The 26,933-nt window shown below is 66.2% G+C and carries 33 protein-coding genes; 16 read left to right on the top strand and 17 right to left on the bottom strand.

The annotated features are described in order from the left end of the window. Window positions 1–7: 7 nt before the first annotated feature. Complete coding sequence (locus ACAG21_RS17060; protein WP_370497616.1) at window positions 8–649, top strand: cutinase family protein; 642 nt, start codon at window positions 8–10, stop codon at window positions 647–649. On the opposite strand, the gene ACAG21_RS17065 is transcribed toward ACAG21_RS17060, so the two are convergent. After that, the gene (locus ACAG21_RS17065; RefSeq protein ID WP_370497440.1) at window positions 646–1,443 is read right to left on the bottom strand and encodes a glycerophosphodiester phosphodiesterase; all 798 of its coding nucleotides are present in this window, start codon (window positions 1,441–1,443) and stop codon (window positions 646–648) included. The genes ACAG21_RS17060 and ACAG21_RS17065 overlap by 4 nt on opposite strands. A 206-nt stretch (window positions 1,444–1,649) precedes the next feature. Here ACAG21_RS17065 and ACAG21_RS17070 point away from each other — a divergent pair, with 206 nt between their 5' ends. Beyond that, window positions 1,650–2,291 (top strand): carboxymuconolactone decarboxylase family protein, encoded by a 642-nt coding sequence (locus ACAG21_RS17070; RefSeq protein ID WP_370497441.1) that lies wholly within the window; start codon window positions 1,650–1,652, stop codon window positions 2,289–2,291. Between the two features lies 1 nt (window position 2,292). Beyond that, on the top strand, window positions 2,293–2,988 hold the full coding sequence (locus tag ACAG21_RS17075; RefSeq protein ID WP_370497442.1) for a GntR family transcriptional regulator: 696 nt from the start codon (window positions 2,293–2,295) through the stop codon (window positions 2,986–2,988). Window positions 2,989–3,011: 23 nt separating this feature from the next. Here the strand turns inward: ACAG21_RS17075 and ACAG21_RS17080 are convergent, their stop codons facing one another. Both ACAG21_RS17080 and ACAG21_RS17085 read right to left on the bottom strand, forming a co-directional pair. Beyond that, window positions 3,012–3,251, bottom strand: coding sequence for a hypothetical protein (locus ACAG21_RS17080; RefSeq protein ID WP_370497443.1), 240 nt, complete (start codon window positions 3,249–3,251; stop codon window positions 3,012–3,014). Further along, window positions 3,221–3,694, bottom strand: coding sequence for a hypothetical protein (locus ACAG21_RS17085; protein ID WP_370497444.1), 474 nt, complete (start codon window positions 3,692–3,694; stop codon window positions 3,221–3,223). The genes ACAG21_RS17080 and ACAG21_RS17085 overlap by 31 nt, the downstream gene beginning before the upstream one ends. A 660-nt stretch (window positions 3,695–4,354) precedes the next feature. Between ACAG21_RS17085 and ACAG21_RS17090 the strand changes: the two genes are divergently transcribed. Beyond that, window positions 4,355–5,182 carry a family 16 glycosylhydrolase gene (locus ACAG21_RS17090; protein ID WP_370497445.1) on the top strand — a complete coding sequence of 276 codons (828 nt, stop codon included), beginning with the start codon at window positions 4,355–4,357 and terminating at the stop codon, window positions 5,180–5,182. A gap of 6 nt (window positions 5,183–5,188) precedes the next feature. Here the strand turns inward: ACAG21_RS17090 and ACAG21_RS17095 are convergent, their stop codons facing one another. The 3 genes from ACAG21_RS17095 to ACAG21_RS17105 all read right to left on the bottom strand — a co-directional run bounded on the left by ACAG21_RS17095 (window position 5,189) and on the right by ACAG21_RS17105 (window position 7,743). Beyond that, complete coding sequence (locus ACAG21_RS17095) at window positions 5,189–5,848, bottom strand: hypothetical protein (protein ID WP_370497446.1); 660 nt, start codon at window positions 5,846–5,848, stop codon at window positions 5,189–5,191. 46 nt (window positions 5,849–5,894) lie between these two features. Next, window positions 5,895–6,746: an LLM class flavin-dependent oxidoreductase gene (locus ACAG21_RS17100; RefSeq protein WP_370497447.1), complete on the bottom strand. Its 852-nt coding sequence runs from the start codon at window positions 6,744–6,746 to the stop codon at window positions 5,895–5,897. 157 nt (window positions 6,747–6,903) lie between these two features. Next, complete coding sequence (locus tag ACAG21_RS17105; RefSeq protein ID WP_370497448.1) at window positions 6,904–7,743, bottom strand: class I SAM-dependent methyltransferase; 840 nt, start codon at window positions 7,741–7,743, stop codon at window positions 6,904–6,906. 44 nt (window positions 7,744–7,787) lie between these two features. On the opposite strand from ACAG21_RS17105, the gene ACAG21_RS17110 reads away from it, so the two are divergent. Beyond that, window positions 7,788–8,801, top strand: coding sequence for an NADP-dependent oxidoreductase (locus ACAG21_RS17110; RefSeq protein ID WP_370497449.1), 1,014 nt, complete (start codon window positions 7,788–7,790; stop codon window positions 8,799–8,801). A 3-nt stretch (window positions 8,802–8,804) separates the two neighbouring features. On the opposite strand, the gene ACAG21_RS17115 is transcribed toward ACAG21_RS17110, so the two are convergent. Next, on the bottom strand, window positions 8,805–9,173 hold the full coding sequence (locus ACAG21_RS17115) for a hypothetical protein (protein WP_370497450.1): 369 nt from the start codon (window positions 9,171–9,173) through the stop codon (window positions 8,805–8,807). A gap of 131 nt (window positions 9,174–9,304) precedes the next feature. Here ACAG21_RS17115 and ACAG21_RS17120 point away from each other — a divergent pair, with 131 nt between their 5' ends. Next, on the top strand, window positions 9,305–10,762 hold the full coding sequence (locus ACAG21_RS17120) for an amino acid permease (RefSeq protein WP_370497451.1): 1,458 nt from the start codon (window positions 9,305–9,307) through the stop codon (window positions 10,760–10,762). Window positions 10,763–10,877: 115 nt separating this feature from the next. Further along, the gene (locus ACAG21_RS17125) at window positions 10,878–11,132 is read left to right on the top strand and encodes a hypothetical protein (RefSeq protein ID WP_342927852.1); all 255 of its coding nucleotides are present in this window, start codon (window positions 10,878–10,880) and stop codon (window positions 11,130–11,132) included. A 64-nt stretch (window positions 11,133–11,196) separates the two neighbouring features. Here the strand turns inward: ACAG21_RS17125 and ACAG21_RS17130 are convergent, their stop codons facing one another. The 4 genes from ACAG21_RS17130 to ACAG21_RS17145 form a co-directional block, all read right to left on the bottom strand. Beyond that, a complete protein-coding gene (locus ACAG21_RS17130; protein ID WP_370497452.1) occupies window positions 11,197–12,651 on the bottom strand; it encodes an aldehyde dehydrogenase in 1,455 nt (484 codons plus the stop codon). Between the two features lie 124 nt (window positions 12,652–12,775). Next, complete coding sequence (locus tag ACAG21_RS17135) at window positions 12,776–13,246, bottom strand: hypothetical protein (protein ID WP_370497453.1); 471 nt, start codon at window positions 13,244–13,246, stop codon at window positions 12,776–12,778. A 52-nt stretch (window positions 13,247–13,298) separates the two neighbouring features. After that, window positions 13,299–14,159 carry a lysophospholipid acyltransferase family protein gene (locus ACAG21_RS17140; protein ID WP_370497454.1) on the bottom strand — a complete coding sequence of 287 codons (861 nt, stop codon included), beginning with the start codon at window positions 14,157–14,159 and terminating at the stop codon, window positions 13,299–13,301. After that, a complete protein-coding gene (locus tag ACAG21_RS17145) occupies window positions 14,152–14,958 on the bottom strand; it encodes a class I SAM-dependent methyltransferase (protein ID WP_370497455.1) in 807 nt (268 codons plus the stop codon). The genes ACAG21_RS17140 and ACAG21_RS17145 overlap by 8 nt, the downstream gene beginning before the upstream one ends. Before the next feature lie 67 nt (window positions 14,959–15,025). Here ACAG21_RS17145 and ACAG21_RS17150 point away from each other — a divergent pair, with 67 nt between their 5' ends. Continuing rightward, window positions 15,026–15,598 carry a TetR family transcriptional regulator gene (locus ACAG21_RS17150; RefSeq protein WP_370497456.1) on the top strand — a complete coding sequence of 191 codons (573 nt, stop codon included), beginning with the start codon at window positions 15,026–15,028 and terminating at the stop codon, window positions 15,596–15,598. A gap of 36 nt (window positions 15,599–15,634) precedes the next feature. Then, window positions 15,635–16,918 carry a hydroxyacid-oxoacid transhydrogenase gene (locus tag ACAG21_RS17155; protein WP_370497457.1) on the top strand — a complete coding sequence of 428 codons (1,284 nt, stop codon included), beginning with the start codon at window positions 15,635–15,637 and terminating at the stop codon, window positions 16,916–16,918. Window positions 16,919–16,924: 6 nt separating this feature from the next. Here ACAG21_RS17155 and ACAG21_RS17160 read toward each other — a convergent pair whose 3' ends face one another. Next, window positions 16,925–17,827: an NAD-dependent epimerase/dehydratase family protein gene (locus tag ACAG21_RS17160; RefSeq protein ID WP_370497458.1), complete on the bottom strand. Its 903-nt coding sequence runs from the start codon at window positions 17,825–17,827 to the stop codon at window positions 16,925–16,927. 59 nt (window positions 17,828–17,886) lie between these two features. Here ACAG21_RS17160 and ACAG21_RS17165 point away from each other — a divergent pair, with 59 nt between their 5' ends. After that, window positions 17,887–18,708: an alpha/beta fold hydrolase gene (locus ACAG21_RS17165; protein ID WP_370497459.1), complete on the top strand. Its 822-nt coding sequence runs from the start codon at window positions 17,887–17,889 to the stop codon at window positions 18,706–18,708. A 117-nt stretch (window positions 18,709–18,825) separates the two neighbouring features. Beyond that, window positions 18,826–19,614 (top strand): PE domain-containing protein, encoded by a 789-nt coding sequence (locus ACAG21_RS17170; protein ID WP_370497460.1) that lies wholly within the window; start codon window positions 18,826–18,828, stop codon window positions 19,612–19,614. 11 nt (window positions 19,615–19,625) lie between these two features. Here ACAG21_RS17170 and ACAG21_RS17175 read toward each other — a convergent pair whose 3' ends face one another. After that, on the bottom strand, window positions 19,626–20,810 hold the full coding sequence (locus tag ACAG21_RS17175; protein ID WP_370497461.1) for an acyl-CoA dehydrogenase family protein: 1,185 nt from the start codon (window positions 20,808–20,810) through the stop codon (window positions 19,626–19,628). 84 nt (window positions 20,811–20,894) lie between these two features. Further along, the gene (locus ACAG21_RS17180) at window positions 20,895–21,359 is read right to left on the bottom strand and encodes a winged helix-turn-helix transcriptional regulator (protein WP_370497462.1); all 465 of its coding nucleotides are present in this window, start codon (window positions 21,357–21,359) and stop codon (window positions 20,895–20,897) included. 70 nt (window positions 21,360–21,429) lie between these two features. Here ACAG21_RS17180 and ACAG21_RS17185 point away from each other — a divergent pair, with 70 nt between their 5' ends. The 3 genes from ACAG21_RS17185 to ACAG21_RS17195 all read left to right on the top strand — a co-directional run bounded on the left by ACAG21_RS17185 (window position 21,430) and on the right by ACAG21_RS17195 (window position 23,654). Then, window positions 21,430–22,305: an alpha/beta fold hydrolase gene (locus tag ACAG21_RS17185; protein WP_370497463.1), complete on the top strand. Its 876-nt coding sequence runs from the start codon at window positions 21,430–21,432 to the stop codon at window positions 22,303–22,305. A gap of 21 nt (window positions 22,306–22,326) precedes the next feature. Continuing rightward, window positions 22,327–22,707 (top strand): NYN domain-containing protein, encoded by a 381-nt coding sequence (locus ACAG21_RS17190; RefSeq protein ID WP_370497464.1) that lies wholly within the window; start codon window positions 22,327–22,329, stop codon window positions 22,705–22,707. Window positions 22,708–22,784: 77 nt separating this feature from the next. Next, window positions 22,785–23,654, top strand: coding sequence for an NAD(P)H-dependent flavin oxidoreductase (locus ACAG21_RS17195; RefSeq protein WP_370497617.1), 870 nt, complete (start codon window positions 22,785–22,787; stop codon window positions 23,652–23,654). Here ACAG21_RS17195 and ACAG21_RS17200 read toward each other — a convergent pair. Together ACAG21_RS17200 and tpx are read right to left on the bottom strand one after the other, a co-directional pair. Further along, entirely contained in the window at window positions 23,651–23,962 is a 312-nt protein-coding gene (locus tag ACAG21_RS17200) for a DUF4333 domain-containing protein (RefSeq protein ID WP_370497465.1), read from the bottom strand. The genes ACAG21_RS17195 and ACAG21_RS17200 overlap by 4 nt on opposite strands. A gap of 155 nt (window positions 23,963–24,117) precedes the next feature. Next, window positions 24,118–24,615: a thiol peroxidase gene (tpx, locus tag ACAG21_RS17205; RefSeq protein ID WP_370497466.1), complete on the bottom strand. Its 498-nt coding sequence runs from the start codon at window positions 24,613–24,615 to the stop codon at window positions 24,118–24,120. Window positions 24,616–24,724: 109 nt separating this feature from the next. On the opposite strand from tpx, the gene ACAG21_RS17210 reads away from it, so the two are divergent. Together ACAG21_RS17210 and ACAG21_RS17215 are read left to right on the top strand one after the other, a co-directional pair. After that, on the top strand, window positions 24,725–25,675 hold the full coding sequence (locus ACAG21_RS17210; protein WP_370497467.1) for a GlxA family transcriptional regulator: 951 nt from the start codon (window positions 24,725–24,727) through the stop codon (window positions 25,673–25,675). Window positions 25,676–25,693: 18 nt separating this feature from the next. Next, window positions 25,694–26,449 carry a DJ-1/PfpI family protein gene (locus ACAG21_RS17215; RefSeq protein WP_370497468.1) on the top strand — a complete coding sequence of 252 codons (756 nt, stop codon included), beginning with the start codon at window positions 25,694–25,696 and terminating at the stop codon, window positions 26,447–26,449. Here ACAG21_RS17215 and ACAG21_RS17220 read toward each other — a convergent pair. Continuing rightward, entirely contained in the window at window positions 26,446–26,925 is a 480-nt protein-coding gene (locus tag ACAG21_RS17220; RefSeq protein WP_370497469.1) for a nuclear transport factor 2 family protein, read from the bottom strand. The genes ACAG21_RS17215 and ACAG21_RS17220 overlap by 4 nt on opposite strands. Window positions 26,926–26,933 lie beyond the last annotated feature (8 nt).

The raw sequence follows: 26,933 nt of genomic DNA on the forward strand, positions 1-26,933 counted from the left end.
GGCGGTCATGATCGCGGGCGCACTGATATTGGCTCCCGCGGTCCTGCCCTTCCGCACGTCGGGTGCCCTGCCGTCGGCCTCCGCCGGCTGTCCTGCGGTTCAAGTGGTGTTCGCCCGTGGCCGATACGAGTCGCCGGGGCCCGGAGTGCTCGGCAACGCGTTCATTAATGCGCTGTCCTCCAAGGTCGGGAACCGCAGCTTCGGCTCCTATGCCGTCAAGTACCCCGCCGATACCCAGGTCGACATCGGCGCCAACGACATGAGTCACCACATCCAGGACATGGCCGCCAATTGCCCGGACACCCGACTCGTGCTCGGTGGCTACTCGCTCGGAGCGGCGGTGACCGATGTGGTGCTCGCCGCGCCGATCGGCGCGTTCGGGTTCGACAGCCCGCTGCCGGCGGGCATGGATCAGCACATTGCCGCGGTTGCGTTGTTCGGCAATGGCAGCCAGTGGGTGGGGCCGATCACGAACTTCAACCCGACCTACAACGACCGGACCATCGAGCTGTGCCACGGCGCCGACCCGGTCTGCAACCCCGCCGACCCGAACACCTGGAAAGAGAACTGGCCACAGCATCTGGCTAGCGCGTACATCGATGCGGGCATGGCCAACCAAGCTGCGGACTTCGCGGCAAGCAAGCTTTAACTCAGCGGCGACCACTCGGCGCGGGCGATCAGCACGTCGCGCAGCAGATCCGCGCGATCGGTGATGATGCCGTCCACGCCGATATCGAGCAGGGCGCCCATCACCGCCGGGTCGTCGACCGTCCAGGCGTGCACCTGACGACCCGACGCGTGAGCGGCCCGGACCAGCGCGGGCGTGATGACCGGCAGGCGACCCAGTCGCGGCGGCAGTTGTAAGCAGTCGCTGTCGTGCAGCAGCCGCCAGGCGTACGCGCGGCTGGCCGGGGTCTTCGCGGCCATGAGTGCCAGGAAGGCGACCGTGCCCGCCGAACTCGCGACCCGTTTGGACAGCAGGCCCAATGCGCGGCGGCGACGCCGGTCGGAGAACGACGTGACCAGCACCCGGTCGTGCGCGTTGAGACGCTCGATGACCTCGACCGTCGGTTCGATGGCCGACTCGGCTTTGATATCGATATTGACCCGCACCTGCGGCAGCGCCACCAGGAGCTCCTCCAGCGCCGGGATCGTCTGCCCCGCACCCAGATCCGCCGTGCGGGCTTCCCGCCACGCAAGGCGGTCGATCGTTTCCGGTAGCCCGCACCGCGCCGGGAGCCGGCGGTCGTGCAGGATCACCGCTACACCGTCTCGGGTGGCACGCACGTCGGTCTCGATGTAGCGGAATCCGAGCTTGGCGGCCTCGTCGAACGCACCCATAGTGTTCATCGGGAACTTGAACGACGTGAATCCCCTGTGCGCCATGGCGATTCGCCCAGTGCTGCGAAGATACTCGCACGCCGGCCCGTCGCCGTGACTCATGGGGCTAAGGCTACGTCGCACGACCGGGATCGGCCGGGGAAAACTGCCGAATTCTTACTGGCGGCCGCGCGGGTGGGCGTCAACCGGCGCCCCCGATCTCGGCTGGACTGTACGCAATCCGGCGCACAGCCGAGCCGTGAAGTGCATTGACGTGGCCGCTGAGGCTGGGATTGAATGCAATCTGCACCCGCCGAGAGGACCCCGCAATGCCGCGCCTGAATCCCGTTCCCAGAGGTGAGGTCGATGACGAGTTCACGCTCAAGATGTACGACTTCATGTTCGGCGACCGCGACCCGGTGGCCCAACCGGGCGCCGTCGGCGGTACTTCCGGGAACTGGTGGACGGTGATGGCACAGTCCCCCGCCGCGCTGCGCCACGCGGTGCGCGGCTTTCGTCTGTACCGCGAAGAAGTCAGCCTCCGGCCCGATCACCGTGAGCTGGGCCAGATCAGGGCGGGCTGGGTGGTGGGTAGCCAATTCGTTTACTCCCAGCATTGCAAGGCGTGCCGGTCGGCAGGGATATCCGAGGAGAAGATCGCTGCGATCCCGTCGTGGCAGACCGCCGACTGCTTTGACCACACCGAGCGCCTGCTGCTTGCCTACGCGGATTGCCTTGCGGGCCAGCAGGGCCGGGTGCCCGAGCAGTTGTTCACCCAACTGCGCGAAGTGTTCACCGACACTGAGATCCTCGAATTCACCTACACCACAACGATGTACGTCATGCACGCGATCATGTCGCGGGCGCTGCGCCTGGAGTTCGACGACGTCGACGACCCGATTGTGGAGGTCCACGACCCCAAGGGCGGCGGGGTACTCGACATCGGGGCCGCGACGTCCGGGGGCCACTGAGATGACCGAGATCGACGGTCGGTCGGACGTGGCCTACCGGCTGATCCGTCGCGCGATCGCGGAGGGCGACTTCGAGCCGGGCTCCCGGCTGGTCGAACAGCGCATCGGCGAGATGTTCGACCTGTCCCGCACCCCGGTACGAGAAGCTTTGCGGGCCTTGGCCGCCGACGGCCTGGTCGTCATCGAGCGCAACCGCGGTGCGGTGGTGGCGACGATGTCCGAGGCCGACATCCGCGACCACTACGAGCTACGCGCCAGGCTGGAATCGCTGGCCGCCGAGCGTGCCGCCGCCCGGATGGATGCCGAGGGAATCGCGGCCCTCGACGCGGCGATTGCGGACTTCGACGCGGGAATCGAGTTGGTGTCGAGCGGCTCGTTGGATGCGGGTTTGCGCCGAATCACAACCGCCAACAATGCTTTTCATCATCGCGTTGTCGAGGGTTCGCGTCATCGAAGGTTGTCGGTGCTGCTCGCGCACGCGGTTGATATTCCGTTGATATATCAGGTGTTCCGCAATCAATCGCGGGGCGATAGGGAACGCTCTAACCTGTTCCATCGAATGGTGCGTGACGCGATCGCGGCAGGTGAACCCGAGCGGGCCGCAGCGTTGATGGCCGAGCACATCATGCAAGGCCGCGACTGTGTTCTGGCGTTGAGATCGCACCCGCATCCCGAAGCCCACACCCATGCCTCGTGATCGGCATAGCGGTGCTGCACACCTCAGGCTTCGTAGCTGACGTGGTACCAGTGCCTGACCGGCTTGTGGCCCGTGTCGGCTTGGCCCGTGTCCGTCGCGCTCAACACATGGACGTAGGTTGCATCGGGGTTGTGGGCTTCGATGTAGCGCTGCAGCTCGTGAATAACCGCGCTGTGCGGCTGGTCGGGATTGGCTAGCGCCCTGACTCGGTGTGTCCGCGGCACACCGAGGATTATGCCGACGTACTCTTCGATGTGCAGCATGCTCTATTGCCTTGTGGCGCCAGCTGATTAGCGGCCTTGCGCACCCGAAGGCCAATGTAGCCGAGTGCCAACCCGGCTCCGATCTCGCCCGCGGCGGTAAGCCAGGAGAACCACGTGACATTGACGCGCGGTCCATAGCTGAAGCTGTCCTGATAGTCAGGCAGAAACGTCGGCAGGACGTGCGCATAGGTGAACAAGGCGGCACTGCCCCAACCAACGAAGGACGCAAATCGGGGGGCCGATCGATGTCGGCGCAGCACCAGCACCAACGCGACAACGACGAGAAGGCCCTGGATCATCCCGCCGGCCATGATCGCGGGCGGAGATGCCGTCATCCCGCGCCGAAAATGATCGACGCCATGCAGTCCGAATGCCGCAACGAACGCGATCATCGCCACGGTCAGGGACCGGTCCGCCGACAGCGGATTCGAGTTGTTGGACATCTTTGTCTCCCAACGTCGTCTACTACGAAGGGTAGTAGACGGGGCCGTGGATGTAAACGGGTTGGGACCAAAGAAAGGCAACGCCGATGATTTCGGCTTCGATTTAAGAATTCGGCGGTGCCAAGACGCCGGTTATGCGTTCGTGATTGCCCTGCGGGCCGACCCGATCATTGGGTATCGAACCGCCCGAATGCTTTACGCGGGAGTGTCGCCGCTCGAATAAACCGTGAAGTGACGGCCACCGACGCCAACTGCGTGGTCAACCTCGGCAGCACCTCGGCGGCCCCGAAATGCCGGGTGACGCCGCATGGATTCGGTGCGTTCGCGCTCGCGTCGCCGGGCTGCGATCCACGCCGGGTGGGACTGAAGGAATATAACCGTCGAACCTGGTGCATTCGCCATGATCCTCAGCTCCTCTCCGCGCAACCGACTCAACCGCAAAGCAACGGGCGTGTTATGTGTTCGTGTCCAGGATGCCCAGCCAATCCTGAGACCAAACCAAGCGTGATCATGAGAATTGACCGTGAATTCATCCCAAATCCCGAGCTAGCGCCGTTCCGCCGTCCGTTTCGGGCGACAGCGATACGAATGCTAGCGACGGCTACCGACACAATTTCCGTTTCGACCCCGTACCGCCCGGGCTGCTATCGTCGCTTGCTTATGCCTGAGATGGACCGTCGCCGGATGATGCTGACGACCGGGATCGGAGTGCTGGCCGCCGCGCTCCCTATCCCCGCGGCCAGCGCTTATCCCGGGCGGATCGCACCGCCCAACGCTCCTAGCGGGCAGGCCGGAAACTACATCTTCTCCGACGAGTTCGATGGTCCGGCCGGGTCGGCCCCCGACCCGTCGAAGTGGGCCATCGCGAAAGCCCGCGAGACGATCAAAGACCCGACGTATTGGGAGCTGCCCGAGCACATCGGGCAGTACCGCGACGACCGCAAGAACGTGTTCGTCGACGGCAATTCCAACCTTGTCTTGCGCGCCGCGAAAGACGGCCCCACCTACTTCAGCGGCAAGGTGCAAAGCCTGTGGCGTGGCGGCGTGGGCCACACCTGGGAAACCCGGGTCAAACTGAACTGCTTGACCCCCGGCGCCTGGCCCGCTTACTGGCTCGGCAACGACGATCAGGGCGAGATCGACGTGATGGAGTGGTACGGCAACGGCAGCTGGCCGTCCGCCACCACCGTCCACGCCAAGGCGAACGGCGGCGAGTGGAAGACCCACAACATCGCCGTCGACAACGCCTGGCACACCTGGCGATGCCAGTGGGACGAGGCCGGCATCAGGTTCTGGAAAGACTATTCCGACGGCGCCCAGCCGTATTTCGACGTGCCGGCCAGCTCGCTGCCGGATTGGCCGTTCAACGGCCCGGGCTACACGGTGTATCCGGTGTTCAACCTCGCCGTCGCCGGCTCCGGTGGCGGCGATCCCGGGCCGGGCAGCTACCCCGCCGACATGCTCGTCGACTACATCCGCGTCTGGTAGCCGGGGTCAGGCCGGTATCCGGTCCCCGGCGAACCACGCGCTGGCCACCGCGTGGGTCTGCGGCGGCGGCAGGTGCGGGTTGCCGGCGCCCAGCTGACCGACTTTGACCGTCCACACCGGCCCGGTGCGGTCGTCGATGCAGGACTGTGCGTCGGGGCGGCATAGCACCGTGGCGTTGGGACCGCCGTTGCTGCACCCGTAGCCGCCGACGTAGCCGTCGTCGCGCCCGCCCCAGGCCCCGCCGTTGCGCAGCAAGCAGCGGGTGCCGTCGTCAAGAACGAGCGCATACGGTTCCGGTGCGGCGGGCGGGTGCACCGGCGGGAGCTGACCGTTATAGGCGACCCGATGCAAACGTTGGTCCCACGGATCGTCCACACACAGCAGCGTGCCCGGCGTCGACGGCCAGCAGGTCGCCGCGCCGGCCACGCTCGGAGAGCACGCATAGACATCGTCGGCCATGGCCGCGGGTGATGCCACGCAGTCGCTGACCACGGCGAGGTTGCCGTCGGGTGGGGTCTCGTGAAAGCCGTTGACGGGCTGCCCCTGGGATCCGACGGCCACCGTGGTGATCTGCTGAGTGGGTGGCGGATCGGCACTTGCCGGCCCGGCGAACCCGGCCATCACCAGGACGGCGACCGGCACCACAGCAACTCGAGAAGCGTTCACCGGGCTAACAATCCCCTACGCGGGCCCGCATTGAAAGGGTGGCGCGCTAGATAGCCGCGACCGGCCGGGTGCCGGAATCCAGAGCTAGGCAGCGTTTCAGCAATGCTTCGGTTGGTGGCTGGCGGAAGGCTAGCACCATCTGCTCGCAACCGAGCCGCTCGAACTCCGGCAACAACGCCAGCTGTTCATCCACCTGGCCGGCTTCGGCCGGATGCAGCGACAGCTGCGCCGAGCGCAGGATCTCGGCCGGGGCGCGTCGCATTTCGGCACACGCTGCGTCGAGCTGGGCGTTCACGGCACCCCATCGCTGCGGCCCCTCGTGTCCGGGCATGTTCCACATGTCGGCGTGACGCGCGACGACGCGCAGCATCTTGGGCTCGCTCCCGCCGATCACGATCGGCGGGTGGGGCTGCTGAAGAGGTTTGGGCTCGCACAGCGCGTCCTCGAGGGTGAAGAACTGCCCGCTGAAGGTGACCGATTCCTGCGTCCAGAGCATGCGAAGCGCGGTCAGCGCCTCGTCGACCATCGCGACGCGAGTGCCGGGGCCGGGAAAGTCGATTCCGTACCCGCGATGTTCGTCCGCTATCCAGCCGGCGCCGATCCCGAAATAGAGGCGGCCACCCGAAATGTGGTCGACGGTGACCGCCATGTTGGCCAGCACCGCCAGGTTCCGGAACGTCACGCTGGACACCAGGCAGCCGATTCGCGCCCGCTTGGTGACCGCGGCCATCGCGGCCAGGGAGGTCCAGCCCTCGAAATTCGGGTCGGTGTTTTCCCGGGGTCCGTAGAAATGGTCGTAATCCCACACCGCTTCGAAACCCAGGCGATCCGCCGTGCGCCACAACTGCTCGAGCTCGCCGTATTGGAAGCTCAGGTCGAATTTGACCGCGATCTGCATAGCGCGATCTTAGGATCGGCGGCGCACTTTGGCAGGGCGAATAGTCGGCATTCCGGTCTTGTCCCCCACTCGTAAGATGCCAGACGCGCCGGATTAATGACATGCCCGATCGGGCGCCAGAATGCGGCTGAATCGGTTGCGCAGGCAGCTAATTGGCTCAGTGCGTCAGCAGGGCCGCGGCACTCCACGGCCTGCTGCCGGGGCGGCGGGGATCTGGTTGGGGCAGCCGTGCCGCCAGACGCATCATCATCGGCAAGCGGCGGAATCGGTGGGCGGCAACAAGCAGCGATTCCACTTCGACGGTGCGCCAGCCCAGCTCTTCGAAATAGGCCACACCATTTTCCGGGGCGAATAGGAACGGCGCATTTTCCAGCAGGCCCGCCATCTTCTTGTTCATCATCTTTCGCAGACCGGGACCGGCGAAGTCGAGCATCCACCAGGTCACCTCGGGCCGGGAGATCGCCCGGGACAGCGAGACGACGTCGGCGTCGTTGAGATACATCACGAGGCCCTCGGTCAGCACCAAAGCCTTCTGCGCACCGTCGAGCGCGTCGTCGAGGAATGCGTCCCGGGCTTGCGGGTCGGCGAGGTCGACGGCGGTACGGCTCAACTGGCAACGCGGCGTCTGATCGGCAAGCAGTTGTGTTTTCTCCGCGAGTAACGCCGGCAAATCCGCCTCTACCCACCCGAGGTCGGCGGGAAGATCCAACCGGTAAGGCCGGGTGTCCAGGCCGGCGGCCAGATTCAACACCCGATCGCAACCGTTGGCGATGGCCTCGGCGATCGCGTCGTCGATCAGTTTGGTGCGCGCGACCAGCCACCAACCATTGCGCGTCGATCGGGGCACGTTGGCGACGATCGCGCGGCCATGTTCACCGGCCAGCATCCCGGCGAGCGAGTCATGAAACAGCGCGTCGGGGCGAGCCGACTCGGTTGCCCGATGCAATGCCGTCCACCGGGCGGTATCGGAAACATGGGTAATCGTGTGTTCCGCCATAGGTTGGGTTATAGCAGCCACGGCCGTCGGCGTAGCGTGCGCTCATGCCTGATCGAAATCGCCGCTTCCTCTTGCGTGAGCGCCCCACCGGACGTATCGGCCCCAACACATTCGAGTTCAGTGAGGAGGCGATCCCCGAAATCGGGGACGGCGAGGCGCTGGTGCGCGTCGAATGGATCTCGCTCGATCCGACCAACCGGACCTGGATCAATGACACTCCGACCTACCTGCCTCCGGTTGCTATCGGCGAGGTCATGCGTGCGGGCGGGCTCGGCCGCGTCGTCGAATCGAAGAACCCCAACTATTCGGTCGGCCAGATCGTGCAAGGTCTCGTCGGATGGCAGGACTACGTCGTGGCGTCGGACACGATGCCGTTGTTCGCGGTCGACGTCGCCGAAGGCATCTCGCCCAGCGCCTACATGGGCGCACTCGGGACGACGGGGCTCACCGCCTGGGTCGGGATCCGCGATATCGGCAAGCCGCAACCCGGCGAGACCGTTGTCGTCTCGGCCGCGGCGGGCGCGGTGGGCTCGGTTGCCGGCCAGCTCGCCAAGGCCGACGGCGCGCGTGTGGTCGGGATCGCCGGCGGCCCCGACAAGTGCCGGCTGCTCACCGAGGAGCTCGGCTTCGACGCGGCCGTCGACTACCGCGCCGACGACTGGCTCGCCCAGCTGCGGGCGGCCACGCCCGACGGCATCGACGTCGACTTCGAGAACGTCGGGGGCGTGATCATGGACGCGGTCTTCGCGCGCCTCAACATTCGCGCGCGGGTGGCGCTGTGCGGCTTGATCTCCGGCTACAACGAGGCCGACCCACCGCCTGGACCGCGCGCATTCGGCAACCTGCTGATCCAGCGCGCGAAGCTGGAGGGCTTCATCGTGCTGGACCACTTGGGCCGCGCACCCGAGGCAACAAGCGAAATCGCCGGGCTGATCGCCGCGGGCAAGCTGACCCCGCTCGAGACCGTGGTGGAGGGTTTCGAACAACTGCCGACCGCGATCAACATGCTGTTCGACGGTAAAAACGTCGGCAAGCTCATGGTCAAGACGTCGAGTTAGGCCCTACAGCCTCGCCACGACGAGAACTTTCGAGTGATCCGCGGGATCGACGCGCACCGGCACCTGCGCGCCAACGTGGATATGCGGGGCCGTCGACAGCTCGACTGAAATCCGGCGGGTGGCACGGTAGGTGTCTTGATCGGGCAACTGCACGTCCAGCTGCAACTCGTGCCACGACCCCAGCATCGTCGTCGCGATGTTTTCCCGGATGGCCACGATCGTCGCGACACCCTGCAGGCCGTCGCGCATCAACCGGTCGCGATCCGCGCCCAGCGCGTTGAGTTCGGCAACGGCGTCGATCGCGTGCTGCTGGTCAGACCTCGTGACCCGCTGTCCCGCACTGGCTTTCTTTGCTCGCTGGAACCAGCCCATGCAGCGCAGCGTACGTCAATTGACAATCGGGATGGTCAGCAGCGGTGTGAGACGACAGGAACTATCGTGTTTGGCTACAACATTGGTTAGCTGGTGGCTACCGACAGCTTGGAACCACTAGGACGTGACATATGGCCGAGGACGTCGCCGAGCTCGATGCTGTTGTGCCCCAGCTCCACCGAGGCCTGTCCAACCGCCACATTCAGCTGATCGCGATCGGGGGCACGATCGGGACCGGTCTCTTCATGGGAGCCGGGCGAACGATCTCCCGGGCCGGCCCGTCGGTGGTCTTGGTGTACGCGATCATCGGTTTCTTCCTGTTTTTCGTGCTGCGCGCGATGGGCGAGCTGCTGTTGTCGAACCTGAACTACAAGTCGTTCGTCGACTTCGCGGCCGACCTATTGGGGCCCGCGGCAGGGTTTTTCGTCGGGTGGTCGTACTGGTTCGCCTGGATCGTCACGGGCATCGCGGAACTCGTCGCGATCGCGGGCTACCTACAGTTCTGGTGGCCCGCTCTCCCGGCCTGGCTGCCGGCGCTGACCGCGTGTGTGCTGATCCTGCTCATCAACCTGTTCAGCGTGCGCAACTTCGGGGAAATCGAATTCTGGTTCGCCTTAATCAAAGTCGTCGCGATCGTCGGTGTCATCGTCGTCGGAGCCATCCTGCTGGCCACCAATTTCGTCTCACCGCAGGGACATCCCGCGACGATCGAAAACCTTTGGAACAACGGCGGATTCTTCGCCACAGGTCTTGCGGGCATGGTCGGCGGATTCCAGATCGCGTTTTTCGCGTTCGTGGGCGTGGAACTCGTCGGCGCCGCGGCGGCCGAGACTGCGAACCCGCGTCGCACTCTGCCGCGCGCGATCAACGCGGTGCCGCTGCGGGTGGCGATTTTCTACATCGGAGCGCTGTTGGTGATCCTCACCGTCGTCGAATGGCGGCGGTTCGGCGCCAACCAGTCCCCGTTTGTCGCGATGTTCTCGCTGGCCGGTCTTGGCGGTGCGGCGTCGATCGTCAACTTCGTCGTGATCACCGCGGCCTGTTCCTCGGCCAACTCCGGGATGTACTCCACCGGCCGCATGCTCTACGGTCTGGCCGACGAAGGGAGCGCGCCGGCGGTTTTCCGCCGTCTGAACCGCGGTGGCGTGCCGGCGCCCGCTCTGTTGGTGACGGCGGCACTGCTGCTGACCGCCATCCCCGTGCTGCACGTCGGCGGTTCGGTGATCGGTGCATTCATGCTGGTGACAACCATTTCGGCGCTATTGTTCATGTTCGTCTGGGCGATGATCCTGGTCAGCTACCTGGTCTACCGCCGCCGGCACGCACAGCGCCATGCGGACTCCGCCTTCAAGATGCCCGGTGGCCGGGTGATGTGCTGGGTCGTTCTCGCCTTCTTCGCATTCGTCACGTGGACGCTCACGACGGAAAAGGACACCGCGATCGCCCTGGCGTGGTTCCCCGTGTGGTTCGTGCTGCTCGCTGCCGGATGGCTGGTGATCCGGCGTCGCCCAACCCATACCGAGCGTTATCGCCAGTTCCTGGTCGAGATGAACGGGTCCGATCGAGGAAACGGTGCGGGCCGAACTTAGCTGTGCGTGACCCGGGGACCGCTGCCGTTGTTGGGATCGGTAGCCGGTGTGGGCGGCTGTACTTGTCGCATCGACGCCGCCAAGGAGGTGGCGCCCCACGAAAGGAAGACAGCAAATGAACATCGTGCCGACCGGCATCCAAGAGCAGATCAACCGCGTCGATCGCCAACGGAGCCTGTACATCGGGATCAGCACCGGGCTGCTCGCGGTCTGGAGCCTGTACCGGCTGGTCTGGATGCTCTACATCGGAATGACGTTTGGCTGGTTTTTCGGGGCGATGGCCTTCCAGCTGGTGCTGTGGGGTGTGATCGGCACCGCAGCGGCGGTGGCGTCCATCGGGTTCCTGACCCGGTACAACAAAGGTTCTTGAAGCTGAGGGGCAGATAGCTCCGAACCTGCCAGGGTTCGGAGCTATCTTGTTGTGGCGCAAGGGTTTACAGCTGGGCCCAGACTGACTTCGTCTTCAGGTAGATCTCGAGACCCTCCCTGCCGAACTCGTGGCCCCAGCCGGACTGCTTGTACCCGCCGAACGGTACATCGTGGTCGAAGACCAACTGGCAGTTCACCTGAACGCTGCCGGCCTGCAGTCTCTTCATGATCCGGTGAGCGCGGCCCAGGTTCTCCGTCCACGCGGTAGCCGCCAGGCCGTATGTCGTGTCATTGGCCATCGCCACGGCTTCGTCCTCGTCGTCGAACGGCAGGATGCTGACCACCGGCCCGAAGATCTCCTCCCGGTACAACCGCATCGCAGGGTCGACGTTGGTGAGCACCGTCGGGTGCACGAAGTAGCCCTTGCGATCCAGCCGATGGCCGCCGGTGACCACCTCGACGCCGTCCTTGCGGCCCTCGTCGATGTAGCCCATCACCCGGGTCAGCTGCTTCTGGCTGATCAGCGGGCCGCTGACGCAGCCCTCCTCGCTCGGAGCGCCCAGCTTGAACGAGTTCGCCATCATCGAGATGCCTTCCACGACGCGGTCGAACACGCCGCGCTGGGCGAAGATTCGCGACCCGCACACGCAGCCCTGGCCGGAGTGCACGAAGATGCCGAGCGAAGCCATCATGATGGCCTTGTCGAGATCGGCGTCGTCGAAGATCAGCACCGGCGACTTGCCGCCGAGTTCTAGCGTGACCTTCTTCAGGTTGTCGGCCGACGCCCGCACGATCGCCTTGCCGACCTCCGTCGAGCCGGTGAAGGCGACCTTCTGCACATCGGGATGTGCGGTGATCGCCGCGCCCGCGGTGTGCCCGTATCCGGTCAGCAAGTTGACGACACCGTCGGGCACGCCGGCCTCGTGGATGAGCCTGTCCAGCAGCACCGCCGACAACGGCGTCTCCTCGGCGGGCTTGACCAGCAGGCTGCCACCCGCGGCCAGGGCCGGCGCCAGTTTCGCGCTCGCATTGAAGATCGGACCGTTCCACGGGAAGATCAGGCCCACCACGCTGTACGGCTCCTTGAGCGTGTACGCGTGCATGTTGACGTAAGTGTCGGTCGCGATGCCGTCGGTCTTCACGTCGTACGCGACGCCGTTGATCTTCGAACACCAACCGGCGTAGTAGCGGAAGAACTCCGAGCAGGTCGACATCTGCAACTGCGCCTGCATCAGTGGCATACCGGTGTTGAGCGAATCGAGCTGGGCGAACTCCTCGGCGTGCTCGTCGATCAATTCGCCGATCCGCCACAACACCTTCGCCCGCTCACGGCCCGGAAGGTCGGACCACACACCCGACTCGAAGGATGCCTTCGCCCGCGCTGCCGCCTCGTTGACCGCGGCTTCACCGCAATCGGTGAATTCGGTGATGGTCTCTTCGGTCGCGGGATTGATGATCGCGATGACCTCACCCGAGCCGGGGCGCTTACCCAGGTCGTCCAGTACTGCCTGCAGAGTCATCTGTTCCCTTCCCGATCAACCCTGATCGAGCCCGGCGCTCCGGTGCCCGCGAATGCTGGGCACTTGCTTAGCATTGTGATCGTAGCCGGGTCAAGATTCCGCCGTGTCGCCCCCTGGGCGTGGTCTAACGCTTGGCTGCGCTGATCGCCTCGCGCACCGCCGAAACGCAGCGCAGCGCATCGGGTTCGGGTCCCAGCCCGACGTAGTAACTACCGTTCTGCTCGCCACCGAAGCCGGTGATCGTGAATCCTGCGGCATCGTCGGAGACCGCCTCGGTGGCCATCGACGCCTGCGCCAACGGCAGGGAAATGACCGTGGTCCCGCGCTTAGTCCCTTCGGTGACCACCAGCAGTTGGGTCGGATGCAGCACCATCGCGGTCCAGTGCTCCTCGTCGGGATCGGCCGGATTGGCGCGTCGCCGCAACAGCTTGCCGAATGCCGAACCGGCCGGCGGGTTTTCGCTGTGCGTCAGCCACACCTGGACATCGTTGAGGTCGACTTGATGGGACGCGGCGTGCTCGGCCAATTTGCCGCAAATCGGGCGAGGCAGCTCGACGATTCGCACCGACCGGGTGTGGCGCACGTACAGCGGCATGGCTGCATCATGCCCGGGGGCTAAGCCGGCCGCCATTCGCACGGACGAGTGTCTAGTGTCCGGGAGCGATCGCCGTGCGCCATGCCAGCGGGTTGAGTCCGCGGTAGGGATCGTCCTCTCGAAGCTGTCGCAACTCCGCCAGGATTTGCTCGAGCGCACGCTGCGTCTGCCGCTTGACGACCTCCACCCAATCGGCCACACCGATGCCCAGGGGTCTGCTGGTATCGATCGGTGCACCGAAGCGTAAGTACATGCGCTGCGGCCGGGGGATCAGCGTCGGGCCGATCCCCCGCACCAACGGCATCGCCATGTCCGACCGACCGCTGAGCCTACGGCTCAGTGCCGCAGCGAATTTCGCGTAGGCGCTATCCCGAGTCGTCAAACTGCGGTAGACGTCGTCGCCGCCGACCAGACCGGCCGGCACGATCGGATAGCCGTTTTCCACGCAGACCCGCGCGAATCCGGAACGTCCTTGCCAGCGCAGCGAGTACTCCTCGCCCTTGAACTTACCGATCTCGCGTCCCCCGCCGGGAAACACCAGAACGGTCTGGTCGTGCGTCATCAGTTCGCGCGCGGTCTCGGGTGCGCCCACCACGCCCCCGAATGCCGCGATCAGATCGGCTGGTAGCCCGCGCATGCGGCCGAATTGTCGATCGGCCAGCGGCCGCACCCGGGCGCCGATCGTGCGCCGCACCGAATCGGAGATCAGAAATACTTCGGAGCCGGCCTGGGTGTGGTTGCCCACCAACAGGAATCGTCCGTCAGCGATCAAGTTCTCGGTGCCGTCGACGTACGGCCGGGAAAGGTCGACGACGGGGCGCAGACGTTCGGTCATCGAGTCGAGCACGGTGCGCAGCGTCTGCACCCGCCGATTCGGCGCCATGATGGCCGCCAGGTCGATGTCGTCAGTCATGGTTGGCTGAGCGGGAGAAGACGACGATGTGCGACGGTAGGCCGAACCGCCTTGGCGGGGGCAGTGTTTGGAGTCTCATGCCGGGATCGGCGGCTCGGCCGAGTTCCTCGAGGGCCGACAGGCTGTACGCGCGCAGAGCGCTGATGAAGCCATCGTGCAGGCCGGGCCAAATCCAGGACCACGGCACTCGCGTCAGATTGACCGGCAGCGCCAGCGCCGGAAAGAGCAAGGTACGCAGGGGTGACTGGCGTTTGAGGTCGATCACCAAGAACCGCCCGCCAACCCGCGTCGCCTCGGCGATCGCACGGCACGCGATCGACGGCGGCAAGTGGTGGAATGCGAGCGCGAATACCACCAGGTCGTAACTGGCGTCGGGCGCGTCGATCGCAGTGGCGTCGATGACCTTGACGTCGGCGCGCGGGTGGCTGCCCAGCTTCCCGGCGGCGATGTTGGCCACCGAATCGGGATTCACGTCGCTGACGGTGACGGTGGCTGTCGGGTGCAATTCCAGAATCTTTGCCGACAGCTTGCCGTGGCCGGCGCCGAGTTCCAGAATCCTCGGGTTGCTGATGTCGGCGACGACCTTCAACGCCGTGCGGGCGTGCTCCTCATGCTGGTTGCTCAGCGTGCCCAACCGGTCGAGCATCCCGATGACCTTCTGCTTGACGGCGTCCGGCACGTCGTCGCGGTCGAGATACTCCAGTGCAGTGGTCTGAAACCGCCGATCCAGCCAGGACGCCCGTGAACCTCCCCTCGGCATCGTCGCAATCGCCTGTTCAAGAACATTCGCCGTTTCCATGGTCGGTCCCTTTCTGGTTCGCCACCACTATAACAAACGAACCAGTTCGTCTGCGTATGATGTTTTCGTGCGAACCAGGACCGAACTCCGCGACGAGATCCTCGCCGCAGCCCGCGCCGAGTTCGCGCAGTACGGGTTGGCCGGTGCGCGCGTCGACCGCATCGCCCGCGTGGCCAGCGCGAGCAAGGAGCGCCTCTACGCGCATTTCGGCGACAAGGAAGCCCTCTTCCGGGACGTTGTTGCCACCGACGGCGCCGAGTTCTTCCGTGCCGTCGAGTTACGCTCGGATGCGGTGCCCGAGTTCGTCGGCGGGGTCTTCGACCTCGCCCAGCGCCGGCCCGAACACATCCGGATGATCACCTGGGCCCAGTTGGAGGGTTTCACGCTCGACAATCCCGAGGTGGACGGCGTGCATCCGCCCGAGAAGGCCATCGCCGCCCTGCGGCAAGCGCAGGCCGACGGACACGTCGACCCGGTGTGGGAACCCGAACAGCTCATCGTCCTGTTGTTCGCTATTGGCTTGAGCTGGGCGCACTTTCCGGATCCCGCAGCCGCTACGACGGATCCCGCCGTCATCGCCAGCCGCCGCGCCGCCGCCGTCGAAGCGGCCTCGCGCGTCGTCGAACCCAAAAAGCGGTAGATTTCCCTCCCGATGGGCTGCTGCGAATTCCCGGCTGTGGCGGACGGCTGTGACGGAGCCTTCACCGTCGACTCTTCCCGCATCACGTTCGGACGCGGCTGCCTCGCGGAGTTGGGTGACCGAGCTGCGGCGCTGGGGTTGCGGCGGGTGGCCCTTTTCTCCGATGCGCGGGTGGCCGGCCTGCCCATCTTCGCCGCGGCGCGTGACTCGCTGGCCGCGGCCGGTTTGGACGTGATCACCTACACCGACGTACACGTGGAACCGACGGACGCGTCCTTCGCCGAGGCGACGCGCTTCGCCCAACAGGCGAAGCCCGACGGTTATGTCTCGCTCGGTGGCGGTTCGGTCATCGACACCTGCAAGGCCGCCAACCTCTACGCCACCTACCCCGCGGACTTCCTGGCTTACGTCAACGCCCCTATCGGCGAAGGCACGCCGGTACCCGGACCGCTCAAGCCGCACATCGCCTGCCCCACCACCGCCGGCACGGGCAGCGAGGTCACCGGGATCGCGATCTTCGATCTGCTGTCGTTGACGGTCAAGACCGGAATCGCCTCCCCCGCGTTGCGGCCCACCGAGGCGCTCGTCGACCCCGATTGCACGGCCAGCCTGCCCGCCGGAGTCGTCGCGGCGGCGGGCCTCGACGTGCTGTCACACGCCTTGGAGTCCTACACCGCGCGTCCCTACGTGCACCGGCCCGCTGCCCCGCGGCCCAGCCTGCGGCCGATGAGCCAGGGCGCCAATCCGTGGAGCGACTTGGGCTGCAGCGAGGCGCTGCGGGTGCTGGGCCGCAACCTAGAGCCGGCGGTTCGAGACGCCTCGGACAGCGCGGCGCGTGAGCAGATGATGTGGGCCGCGACGCTGGCGGGGATCGCCTTCGGCAACGCGGGCGTGCATGCACCGCACGGCATGGCCTACGCGGTTGCCGGGCTGGTGCGCGACTTCCACCCCGCGGGCTACCCGGACGACGAGCCGCTGGTGCCGCACGGCATGTCCGTGATCGTCAACGCGCCCGCGGTATTTCGGTTCACCGCACAGGCCAGCCCGCAACGGCACCTCGAGGCGGCCCGGCTGCTGGGAGCCGACACCTGCGACGCCGGACCCGACGACGCGGGTGAGGTGCTCGCGACCGAACTCATCCGCATCATGCGCGCGGTCGGCATGCCCAACGGGCTTGCCGGGGTGGGCTATACGCCCGACGACATCACCGCCCTCACCGAGGGCGCCTTCCCGCAGCAGCGCCTGCTGCAGAACGCGCCGCGCGAGATGAGCAAGCCGGTTCTGGCCGATTTATTCGGCTCCGCGATGCGCTACTGGTAGCCGCGCTTACGCGCTGACGAGCTCCGGGTGGAACTTGATTGCCATGCGCCGCATGCCGTCACGCCAGTCGACCGTCGCGGCACCGACGAGCTCGCGCATCCGGCTGGCGTCGGTGGGGTTGCCGCGCAGCGCCTGCTCGCTCTCCTCGAACACCGGTTCCTTGCCGACCAGTGATCCGAGGTAGGTGCACCACTCCTGCAGGCTGACGTTCTGCTCGCCGCACCAGTTGAGAGTGGTGGCCGGCACCGATGCCACCTCGAACAGCTTCGGGATGGTGGCGATGATGTCATCCTCGTGGATCGGGGTGTACCGGGCCGGCCCGCCGGCCGGGACCGGAATCGGGATGCCGGCCAGCATCATCTCCATGTGATAGAACGGCCACCCGCCGTTGTCGCCATAGGGGACGTTGAGGCGGGCGATCGTGGTGGGGACGTTCAGGGCGCGCGCCATCGTCCGGGCGACGACCTCGCCGGCGATTTTCGAGATCGAATAGGTGGGGAACAACGGCTTGTGGTTGTCACCCAACGCGGCGTCCTCGGTCCGGACTTCATCGTCCGGTGGGTCGTACACGGCCCCAGATGAGCAGTGCACGAAGGCTTTTGCGCTACGACAATGCGCCATCAGAAGTCCGACGGATTCGGCGTTGGCGGCCAGATCCGTGTCCCAGTGGCCGCTCTTGGCCACCGCGAGATTCAGGACGTAGTCGAAGTCGTTTGGCAGACCGGCGAAATCGCCGGCGGTCAAGTTGACCGTCTGGCACCGCACGCCCGCTTTCTCGAGATCCTCGCGAACCGCGGGATTGGTGAACCGGGCGATGCCCCACACTTCGTTGTCGGTTGCCAGCGCCTTGGCGACGGGGGTGGCAACTTGTCCGGTCGGACCGGTGATCAGGATCTTTGAGCCGCGCATGCGCTGATGGTAAGCGACGCTCGCCGGGCCGCGACCATCGGCGTAACGTCGCGCACGTCATGGCAGATTCGGTGCGGTTCGTCGACGCGAATGGGCTCAGATTCGCCTATCTCGAGGAGGGCTCGGGCCCGCTCGTGCTGATGCTGCACGGTTTCCCCGACACCGCGCATTCCTGGGACCAGCTGCGCCCGGCGATCGCGGCCAAAGGCTATCGCGCGGTGAGTCCGTTCATGCGCGGCTACCACCCCAGCGGGATCCCGCACCGCGACCCCGATCAAGAGACCCTGGCCCGCGATCCGCTGGCATTGATCGACGCGCTCGGGGCGCGCGACGCCATCGTGATCGGGCACGATTGGGGAGCCTCGGCGGCCTACGGTGCGGCCGCGCTCGGCCCGGATCGCGTGAAAAAGCTGTTCGCCGTCGGCATTCCACATCCGGGCGCGCTCAAACCGACGCTGCGCAAGGTCTGGGGCGTCCGCCATTTCGTGGCCTACAAGCTGCCGGGGGCACCGAACCGCTTCGCGCGCAACGACTTCGCCGCGCTACCTGCTATCTGCCGGCGATGGTCTCCGACCTGGAACCCGGATCCGGGTGAATTCGAGGCCGTGCGCGCCAGCTTCGCGAATCCCGCGAGTCTCGATGCCGCGTTCGGCTACTACCGAAAGCTCTCCCCTCTACCGAGCGCGTCGCTGAAGGCGCGGATCAAGGTGCCGACGGTTGTCTTTTCCGGACTGGATGATCCGGTCGCCGAGCCTTCCGATTTTCGGGGCGCCGCCCGGATGTTCGAAGCCGGTTACGTCGTCGAAGAGGTTCCCGGCGGTCATTTCATGCACCGAGAACATCCCGAGGAATTCACCGAACGGTTGTTGACTCACCTTTGACCCGTTCACTCTTCGCTGTGTGGACGAGAATTTGTGCCTTTGGCAGCCGTTCGCCTCGGTAGAATCAATGCAATCCGCCACGGTGCCGGCCCACACATACCTAGGAGCACGACGCACATGACATCCATGTCGCACGATCCGGCCGTCGCCATCATCGGCGGGCAGTTGACGGCAATGGGCGCCGGCGCCTTGGCTTCTGCAGCCGCCGCGGCACCGATGGTGACCGCACTGGTGCCCGCGGGCGCCGAGGAAGTCTCGATGCAGGCCGCGATGGCGTTTGCCGCCGAGGCCAGCAAGACGTTGGCCGCTCACGCTGCTGCCCACCAAGAGATTTCGCGGACCGGCGCCGCGCTGGTGAACATCACCCGGATGTATGCCCAGACCGACGCGACCGCCGCGGGCGCCCTGCAAACCAACGCGGCGCGCACCACCGCCGTCGAATTCCAAAGTGCCGGCGCGCCCATGTCGAGGTCGTTGGCCAGTCCGGCTCCGGCCACCCGGCTGCTGCGCGCCGAAACGGTGCCGGGCGCGGCTGGGACGCCGGCCCGCACACCGGCGTTGGCCAACCTGGTCGAAGGCGCGGCGGTCGCGCCGACACCCGCGGCCGGGGCGGCCTCGATGCCTACCACCATGAATGCGGCATCAACGTTGCTCAGCGCCGGCAGCGCGCCGCTGAGCACCCTGAGTTCGCTCGGCTCGTCGCTGGGCTCGGTCGGCCAGGGCGGCCTCGGCGGCGCTACCGGCGGCGGTGCATCGGCAGGCGGAGCGGCCGCGAGTGCGGCGGGCGCGAGTGGCGCAGCCGCGGGTGGGAGCGGGCCGGCACTGGCGTCCTCGCTGACGAACGACGACGGTACCCCGGAGTCCAAAGACGCCGACGGCAAGCAAACGGGTGAGCAGCTGCTCTGAGGTGCAGCACCTCAGAGCCCCGGCTGATCCTCGATGATGCCCAGCCAGATCTGGGCGGCGTCGATGGCTACCTTCTCGCTGATAAAGGCGTGTTGAGTGCCGGTGTAGATGTCGCGGAACGCGCGCTCGAGGCGAGTGCCCTCGCGGATCGAGCTGGTCCCCGCAACCAGGTGGGCCCATTCGGCGCAGCTTCGGGCCGTATCGGTGGCGTAGACGGCGGCCACCCGCATGTCCGCGCGCAACGCCGGGGTGAGGTCGTCGCCCGCGGCCACCGCGGCCTCGGCGGTGGTGAAGGCGTCGAGCACCAGAAGACGCGCCGCGCGCCAGGCCGCGCGATGGTGTGCGAGGCCCTTCTGGAAGGTGGGGCGGCTGGCCAGCGACGCCATGTCGCTCATCCGGAATTTGGTGGCGGCAAGTTCCTGCACGTCGTCGAGCATGCTCTTGGCCACGCCCAGCGCCCACGATGCGTGGCCGGCGGCGGTGACCGGCATCAGGCCCATTCGGGTGGCCGGCGACGTCCCGCGATGCGGCCGGCGGGCGAAGAGTTCGAAGGTGCGACCGGCCGGCACGAACACATCGGAGACGCTGTAGTCGTAGGACCCGGTTCCCTTGAGCCCCTGGACATGCCAACCGTCGTTGAAGCTGACCTGGTCTCGCGGCAGCACGGCGACGTGCATCTCGGGCAGGCCTTCGCTGATCCAGCGCACCTCGCCGTTGTCCAGCGGCAGAAATCCGGCCGCTACGTATTCGGAATGGCCGATGCCGGAACCGAAACTCCACGAGCCGCTCAGCTGATAACCGCCGTCGACGACGATCCCCTGGCCGTTGGGAAAGAACTGGCCGCCCATCGTCACCCGGTTGTCGTGAGTGGTGAACACTTCGGCGAAGCCCTCGTCGGGCAGATAGGTCGCCGCGGCGAACGACGACGGTAGGTTGGCGATGCCGACCCACCCGAATGAGCCGTCCTGCCAAGCCATTTCAATCCAGGTCTCGATCATTTCGGTAAAGGACGGCTCGAGACCCCCGGCCACCTCGGGGTTGAACGACGACATCAGCCCGCTGGCCCACATCTGCTCCACGATCGGCGTCGAAAGCGTGCGGATCCGCTCGGATTCGCACGCTTGCTCGGCCACGAGGTCGCGCATGCCCCGAGCCAGCGAAACCACGCGGTCGCTCGTATCGGCTAACGACGTCATCGGCGCTCTCCTGTCGATCCCGGGAACTGATACCGGTGACCGTACCAATTACTCAAAGTGTCTAGCCATCGAAATCGCGTGTTACTAGCGCAGTCCGGGGCCGGGGACGGGGTCGACATCGCGCGCGGTAAGGGGGTTGCCGCACGCGTCGCAGGCGAGGCTCACGTGCGCCTCGCCCGGGCAGCCGCGATGCCGGAAGTGCACGGGCGGGCCGTCCGGAGCCATGTACCGATCGCCCCAGTCGCGCAGCGCCATCAACACCGGATAGACGTCGTGGCCTTTCGGGGTGAGCCGATACTCCTCGTAACTGCCGTCGCGGGACTTCGTCTTGGTCAGGATCTCGTGCTCGACGAGGCGGTCCAGCCGGTCCTGCAGCCGGCTGCGCGAAATGCCCAGGGCGGCCTGGAAAGCGTTGAATCGACGTACCCCGTTGAACGCCGTCTTCAGGACCAGCAACGTCCACCGATCCCCCAGGACCACCAGCGGCCTGGTGATCGAGCAGGGGAAATCGGCGAGTTCCTCGTAGCGCATGGCATCGATCTTACCCATAGCGGTTTCAAAAAGAGACCACTCCTGCTACCGTTTGGTCTCGAATTGAGACTGATCCTCGGGAGGGTGTGTGACCACCGCACTGCAAGATTGGCGCCACGGCGGAGACACCGTGGTAATGACCCTGCGGGGTGCGCCGCGCAGGGTCTTCGTCCGTCGGGTTGGCCAGGGCACGCCGCTGGTTCTGCTGCATGGGTTTCCCGCGTCGTCGTTCGAATGGTCGGCGATCGAGCCGGCGTTGGCACGCCATCACGAGGTGATCAGTTTCGACTTCCTCGGCTACGGCGCCAGCGACAAGCCGCTCGGACACCGCTACAGCGTGTTCGAACAGGCCGACCTGGCCGAGGCAGTCATCGCCGCATACGCCGCGTCGGCACCGACGGTGGTCGCCTACGACTACGGCGCGATCGTGGCAACCGAGCTGCTCGCTCGCCGGGAAGAAGGCGGTGCCGACATGAAGCGCTGCATCCTTCTCAACGCCGGGCTATTCGCCGATCGATATCGGCCACGAATCGCGCAGCGCGCCAGCCTGATTCCCGTGGTGGGCGCGCTGCTGGCGCGTCTGTTCACCGAGGCGCTGTTTGTGCGCACCTGGGGTGAGGTGTTCTCCCCCGAGCATCCACTCGACCGCGAACTCGCGGTGCTGCATTATCGCGCCTTCCGGGAAAACGACCCCGGACGTGATATTCAGCGAAAACTGTTGCGCTACATACCAGAACGTGCGGCCCATAGGGTCCGCTTCGAAAGCGCACTCGCCCGCACCACCGTGCCGCTCTCATTCCTTTGGGGCATGCGTGATCCGGTGTCGGGCGCCGCGATCGCCGAGGAACTTCGCAACCGCATGCCGGCGGCCGATCTGATCGAGTACGACGACGCCGGACACTGCCCCCACATCGAGATCCCCGAGCGCGTAGCCGCCGACATCCTGGTGCGGAGCACAGATTAGCGACGGCCCTACTGTGGGCTGGTGCGCTGGATCGTCGATGGGATGAACGTCATCGGCTGCCGCCCGGACGGTTGGTGGCGGGATCGTGACGGTGCGATGGTCGCTTTGGTAGACAGGTTGGACAGCTGGGCCTGCGCACGAGGAGACACGGTGACGGTGGTGTTTGAGCGGCCGCCTTCGACGGCCATCACGTCGACGGTGATCGAGATCGCGCATGCGCCCAAAGCGGCCGCGAACTCAGCCGACGACGAAATCGTCCGGCTGGTTCACGCCGACCCCAGACCGGACGAGATCCGGATCGTCACGTCCGATCGGGCGCTGACCGACCGGGTGCGAAGCCTCGGCGCATCCGTCTTCGGCGCGGAACGCTTCCGCGAGCTCGTCGATCCGCGGGACCGATGACCGCCGGCCGGGTCGAGCCCGCGGCCAACCGCGTCTGCGCACTCGCGCATATCGACATCCCGATCATCCAGGCGCCGATGACCTACATCGCCGGCGCTCAGCTCGCCGCCGCGGTATCCAACGCGGGCGCACTGGGAATCATCGAGACCACCTCCGATCAGGGGCGGGCCGACATTGCGCGGGTGCACACCCTCACCAGCGGTTCGGTGGGCGCGAACATCGCACTGCTGTTCAACCGTGACCCGACGGTCGTAGACCTGCTCGTGGCCAACGGCATTCGGTTCGTCACCACCTCGGCCGGGAGTCCCTCGCTGTTCACCGGGCGGCTGCACGACGCGGGCATCACCGTGTTCCACGTGGTGGGCACCCTGGAGGCGGCCAAGAAAGCCGTCGACGCCGGGGTGGACGGCCTGGTCGTCGAGGGCGTCGAGGGCGGTGGTTTCAAGAACCGATTCGGGGCGTCGACGATGGTGCTGCTGCCCTTGGTGGCCGCGCACGTCGACATCCCGATCGTGGCCGCCGGCGGAATCTGCGACGCCCGATCGATGGCCGCGGCGTTTGTCCTCGGCGCCGAGGCCGTCCAGATGGGCACGCGGTTGCTGGCTTCGGCGGATTCACCGGTGCACGGCAACCTCAAAGACGCCGTCGTGGCGGCCGACGAGACCGGCACCGTACTGCTGCCGCTGGACGGCAAGCGGATGATGCGCGTGATACGGACTCCGGCCGCCGAAAAGCTGGATGAGTCAGCCTCTTTCGAGGAAGGCGGCGCGGCGCTGCAACGCGTCCAGCGCCTGTATTTCGAGGGTGACATGGACGCCAGTGTCGCCAACACCGGTCAGGTCGCCGGCCGGATCGACGACCTCCCGCCGGCCGCCGAGATCATCAAGCAAATGTGGGCCGGGTGCCGTGAGGTGCTGGCCGCCACCGCCGATCGGCTGCGGCCCTAGCTCGGGTGAGTGTTGACGGCGAAGTCGACCTGCTCGCCGTTGACCTTGGTGATCTTCATGTTGGCGGTGTACTCCTTGCCCTCCGGGCCGGTGAAGTGACAGTCGAACTGGACGCCGACTTTGGCCTCGACACCGTCCGGGCAGTGCACATCGGCGGGATGAAAGCCGGTCTGCTTGGAGACGACGTCGACCACCGATTGCGCTGCGCCCTCGGGCTTGACGGTCGATTTGCTGCTGCACCCGGCCAGCGGCACCGCAATCGCGCTGACGAGCACGGCCGCGGACGCGGCTTGGACGAAACGCATCATTGCGCGGTGACTCCTTCGTGTGCCGAGCCCGAGGCTAACGCGACGGGAATCGACAGGCTAACACGCGTCGGGGTCGACGCCACAGCTCAGAAGCAGCGAAAGTTCGTCACTGCAACGAATATTCGCCTTGCCGAGCAACCCGACACCGCAGCGGCCTAGGCGCCCAGCGCGGCCAGCGCCGCGTCGTAGTCGGGCTCCTCGGCGATCTCCGGCACCAGCTGCGCGTAGGCAACGTTGCCGTCGGCGCCGATCACCACGACCGCCCGGCCCAGCAGGCCGGCCATCGGACCGTCGGCGATCGTGATGCCGTAGTCCTCGCCGAAGCTGTCGCGGAATGCCGAGGCCGTGGTGACGTTCTCGATGCCCTCCGCGCCGCAGAACCGCTTCTGCGCGAAAGGCAGGTCCTTGGACACGTTGACCACGGTCGCACCGCCGCCAGCGGCGCGCTCGTTGAATTTCCGCACGCTGGTCGCGCACACCGGGGTGTCGATGGACGGAAAGATGTTCAGCAGCACGGACTTACCGCTGAACTGGTCGCTGCTGACCACGCCCAGATCGGCGCCGGTCAAATTGAACGCTGGGGCTTTGGATCCGACGGCGGGAAGCTCGCCGACGGTGTTGATCGCGTTTCCTCGCAGGGTTATCTGTGCCATGGGCACAGTCTGCCAAGGCCGCTAGAGCGCCTATGGGTCAGGTCCGATGTCCTGATTCGTGGGGTACTAGGCCTAGACGACACACCTGGGTTCGGCCAACACTGAATCCATGGTTCGCAAGGTCGTTATCGTCGGCTTTCCGGGTGTGCAGGCACTCGATGTCGTCGGACCCCACGACGTGTTCACCGGCGCGGCCTTGCTGACCGACGGCGGATACGACGTCGTCCTGGCCTCGATGCGGGACCGGCCGATCACCACCCCGACCGGCCTCGCGTTCGTCGGCGCTCCGCTGCCCGACCCCGACGACCAGATCGACACCCTCGTGCTGCCCGGCGGCGGTGGCGTCGACGCCGCTCGGAAAGACGCCGACCTGTTGGCCTGGATCAAAGCCGCCGCGAGCAGCGCGCGCCGCGTCGTCACCGTCTGCACGGGTGCCTTCCTCGCCGCCGAGGCCGGGCTACTGGACGGCTGCCGCGCCACCACCCACTGGGCCTTCGCCGACCGGCTTGCCAGTGAGTTCCCCAGCGTCGAGGTCGATCCCGATCCGATCTTCGTTCGGAGCTCCGAGCTGGTGTGGACGGCCGCGGGTGTCGCCGCGGGTATCGACCTCGCGCTGTCCCTGGTCGAGGACGACCACGGAACCGAGACCGCGCAGACCGTCGCCCGCTGGATGGTGCTGTACTTGCGCCGTCCCGGTGGGCAGACCCAATTCGCGGCGCCGGTATGGGTGCCGCGCGCCAAACGCGCCTGCATCCGCGAGGTGCAGGAGGTCATCGAGGCACAGCCGGGAGCCGCGCACAGCATCGTGGATCTGGCTCGGCGGGCGACGATGAGCCCGCGGCATTTCACCCGGGTGTTCACCGATGAGGTCGGCGAGGCGCCGGGCCACTACGTCGAACGGGTTCGCACCGAAGCCGCGCGCCGGCAGTTGGAAGAAACCGACGACACCGTCGTCGCGATCGCGGCCCGGTGCGGGTTCGGCACCGCAGAAACCATGCGGCGCAACTTCGTTCGTCGTATCGGCGTTTCTCCGGACCAGTACCGCAAGACATTCGCGTAATCAGAAAGGACCGCATCGATGACTCAGATCGCCTTCGTGGCTTACCCCGGGTTCACTGCGCTGGACATGATCGGCCCGTACGAGGTGCTGCGCAATCTGCCGGGCGCCGAGGTGCGGTTCGTTTGGCACGAATCCGGGCCGATCACCGCGGACTCCGGAGTACTGGTCATAGGTGCCACGCATTCGCTGGCCGAAACCCCCTCGCCCGACGTCATTCTCGTGCCAGGCGGCCCGTCGACTCCAGTGCACGCCCGCGACGAGGTGCTGCTGGACTGGCTGCGCGCGGCACATCAAAGCGCGAGCTGGACGGCGTCGGTGTGCTCGGGCTCGGTGATCCTGGCCGCGGCCGGCCTGCTCGAGGGCCGCCGCGCCACATCTCATTGGCTGGCGATCCCGATGCTGAAGGGATTCGGCGCGATCCCGGTCAGCGACGAGCGGGTCGTGCGCCAGGACAACGTCGTCACCAGTGCCGGCGTGTCCGCAGGACTCGACCTCGCGTTTTGGCTGGCCGGTGAGATCGGGGGCGCGTGCCGCGCCAAGGCGATTCAGCTCGCGATCGAATACGACCCGCAGCCACCGTTTGACTCCGGGCACATGTCGAAGGCATCGGCAACCACGAAAGCCGCTGCCACCGCGCTGCTTTCGAAAGACAGCGCCAAACCGGCCAACCTCAAGGCGACGACGATGATCGCCTGGGATCAGGCGTTGTCGGCGGTCCGGTCACGCCGGCGCAAGCGACAGCCCGACCTCGCCGCGGCTTCTCCGAAGGCCTAGTGCGCGTTGGGTTGCAGGAACTCGGTCGACGCGAACTGCCCGCCCGCTTCCATCCAGGCCGCGACGACGCCCGGCGCATCGCGGTTGGGGTTGTAGATGTCTTCCTCGCTGGAGAACAGGCCGTTGCCGGCGTAGACCAGTCGAGTCCAGTTCGGGAACCAGAACGGTTCCCCGTTCGGGTCGGTCGGGTGGTCGAGCAGGTTCTTGATCATGATGACGACGGCGTCGTTGTCCTCGTCGTAGGCGATCCAGTCGCTGGGAAAACGCATGTGCGGGAACGGCGCCATCACGGCGACGATCCATTCCCTGACCGCCTCGCGGCCGTGAAAGACGCCGTAGTGGTGTTCGATGTAGACAACGTCCTCAGTGAACAAATCCGCAAAAGGCGCCCAGTCGCCAGACGCGCTGCATCCTTCCGCCACGGTTGTGTAGTGCTCTACGGCTTGCTCGATTTCGGCCCTGCTGAAGTTGCCCATAGCGGACA

Origin of the sequence: Mycobacterium sp. pR1184 (assembly GCF_041287235.1) — a bacterium.
Lineage (GTDB): Bacteria > Actinomycetota > Actinomycetes > Mycobacteriales > Mycobacteriaceae > Mycobacterium.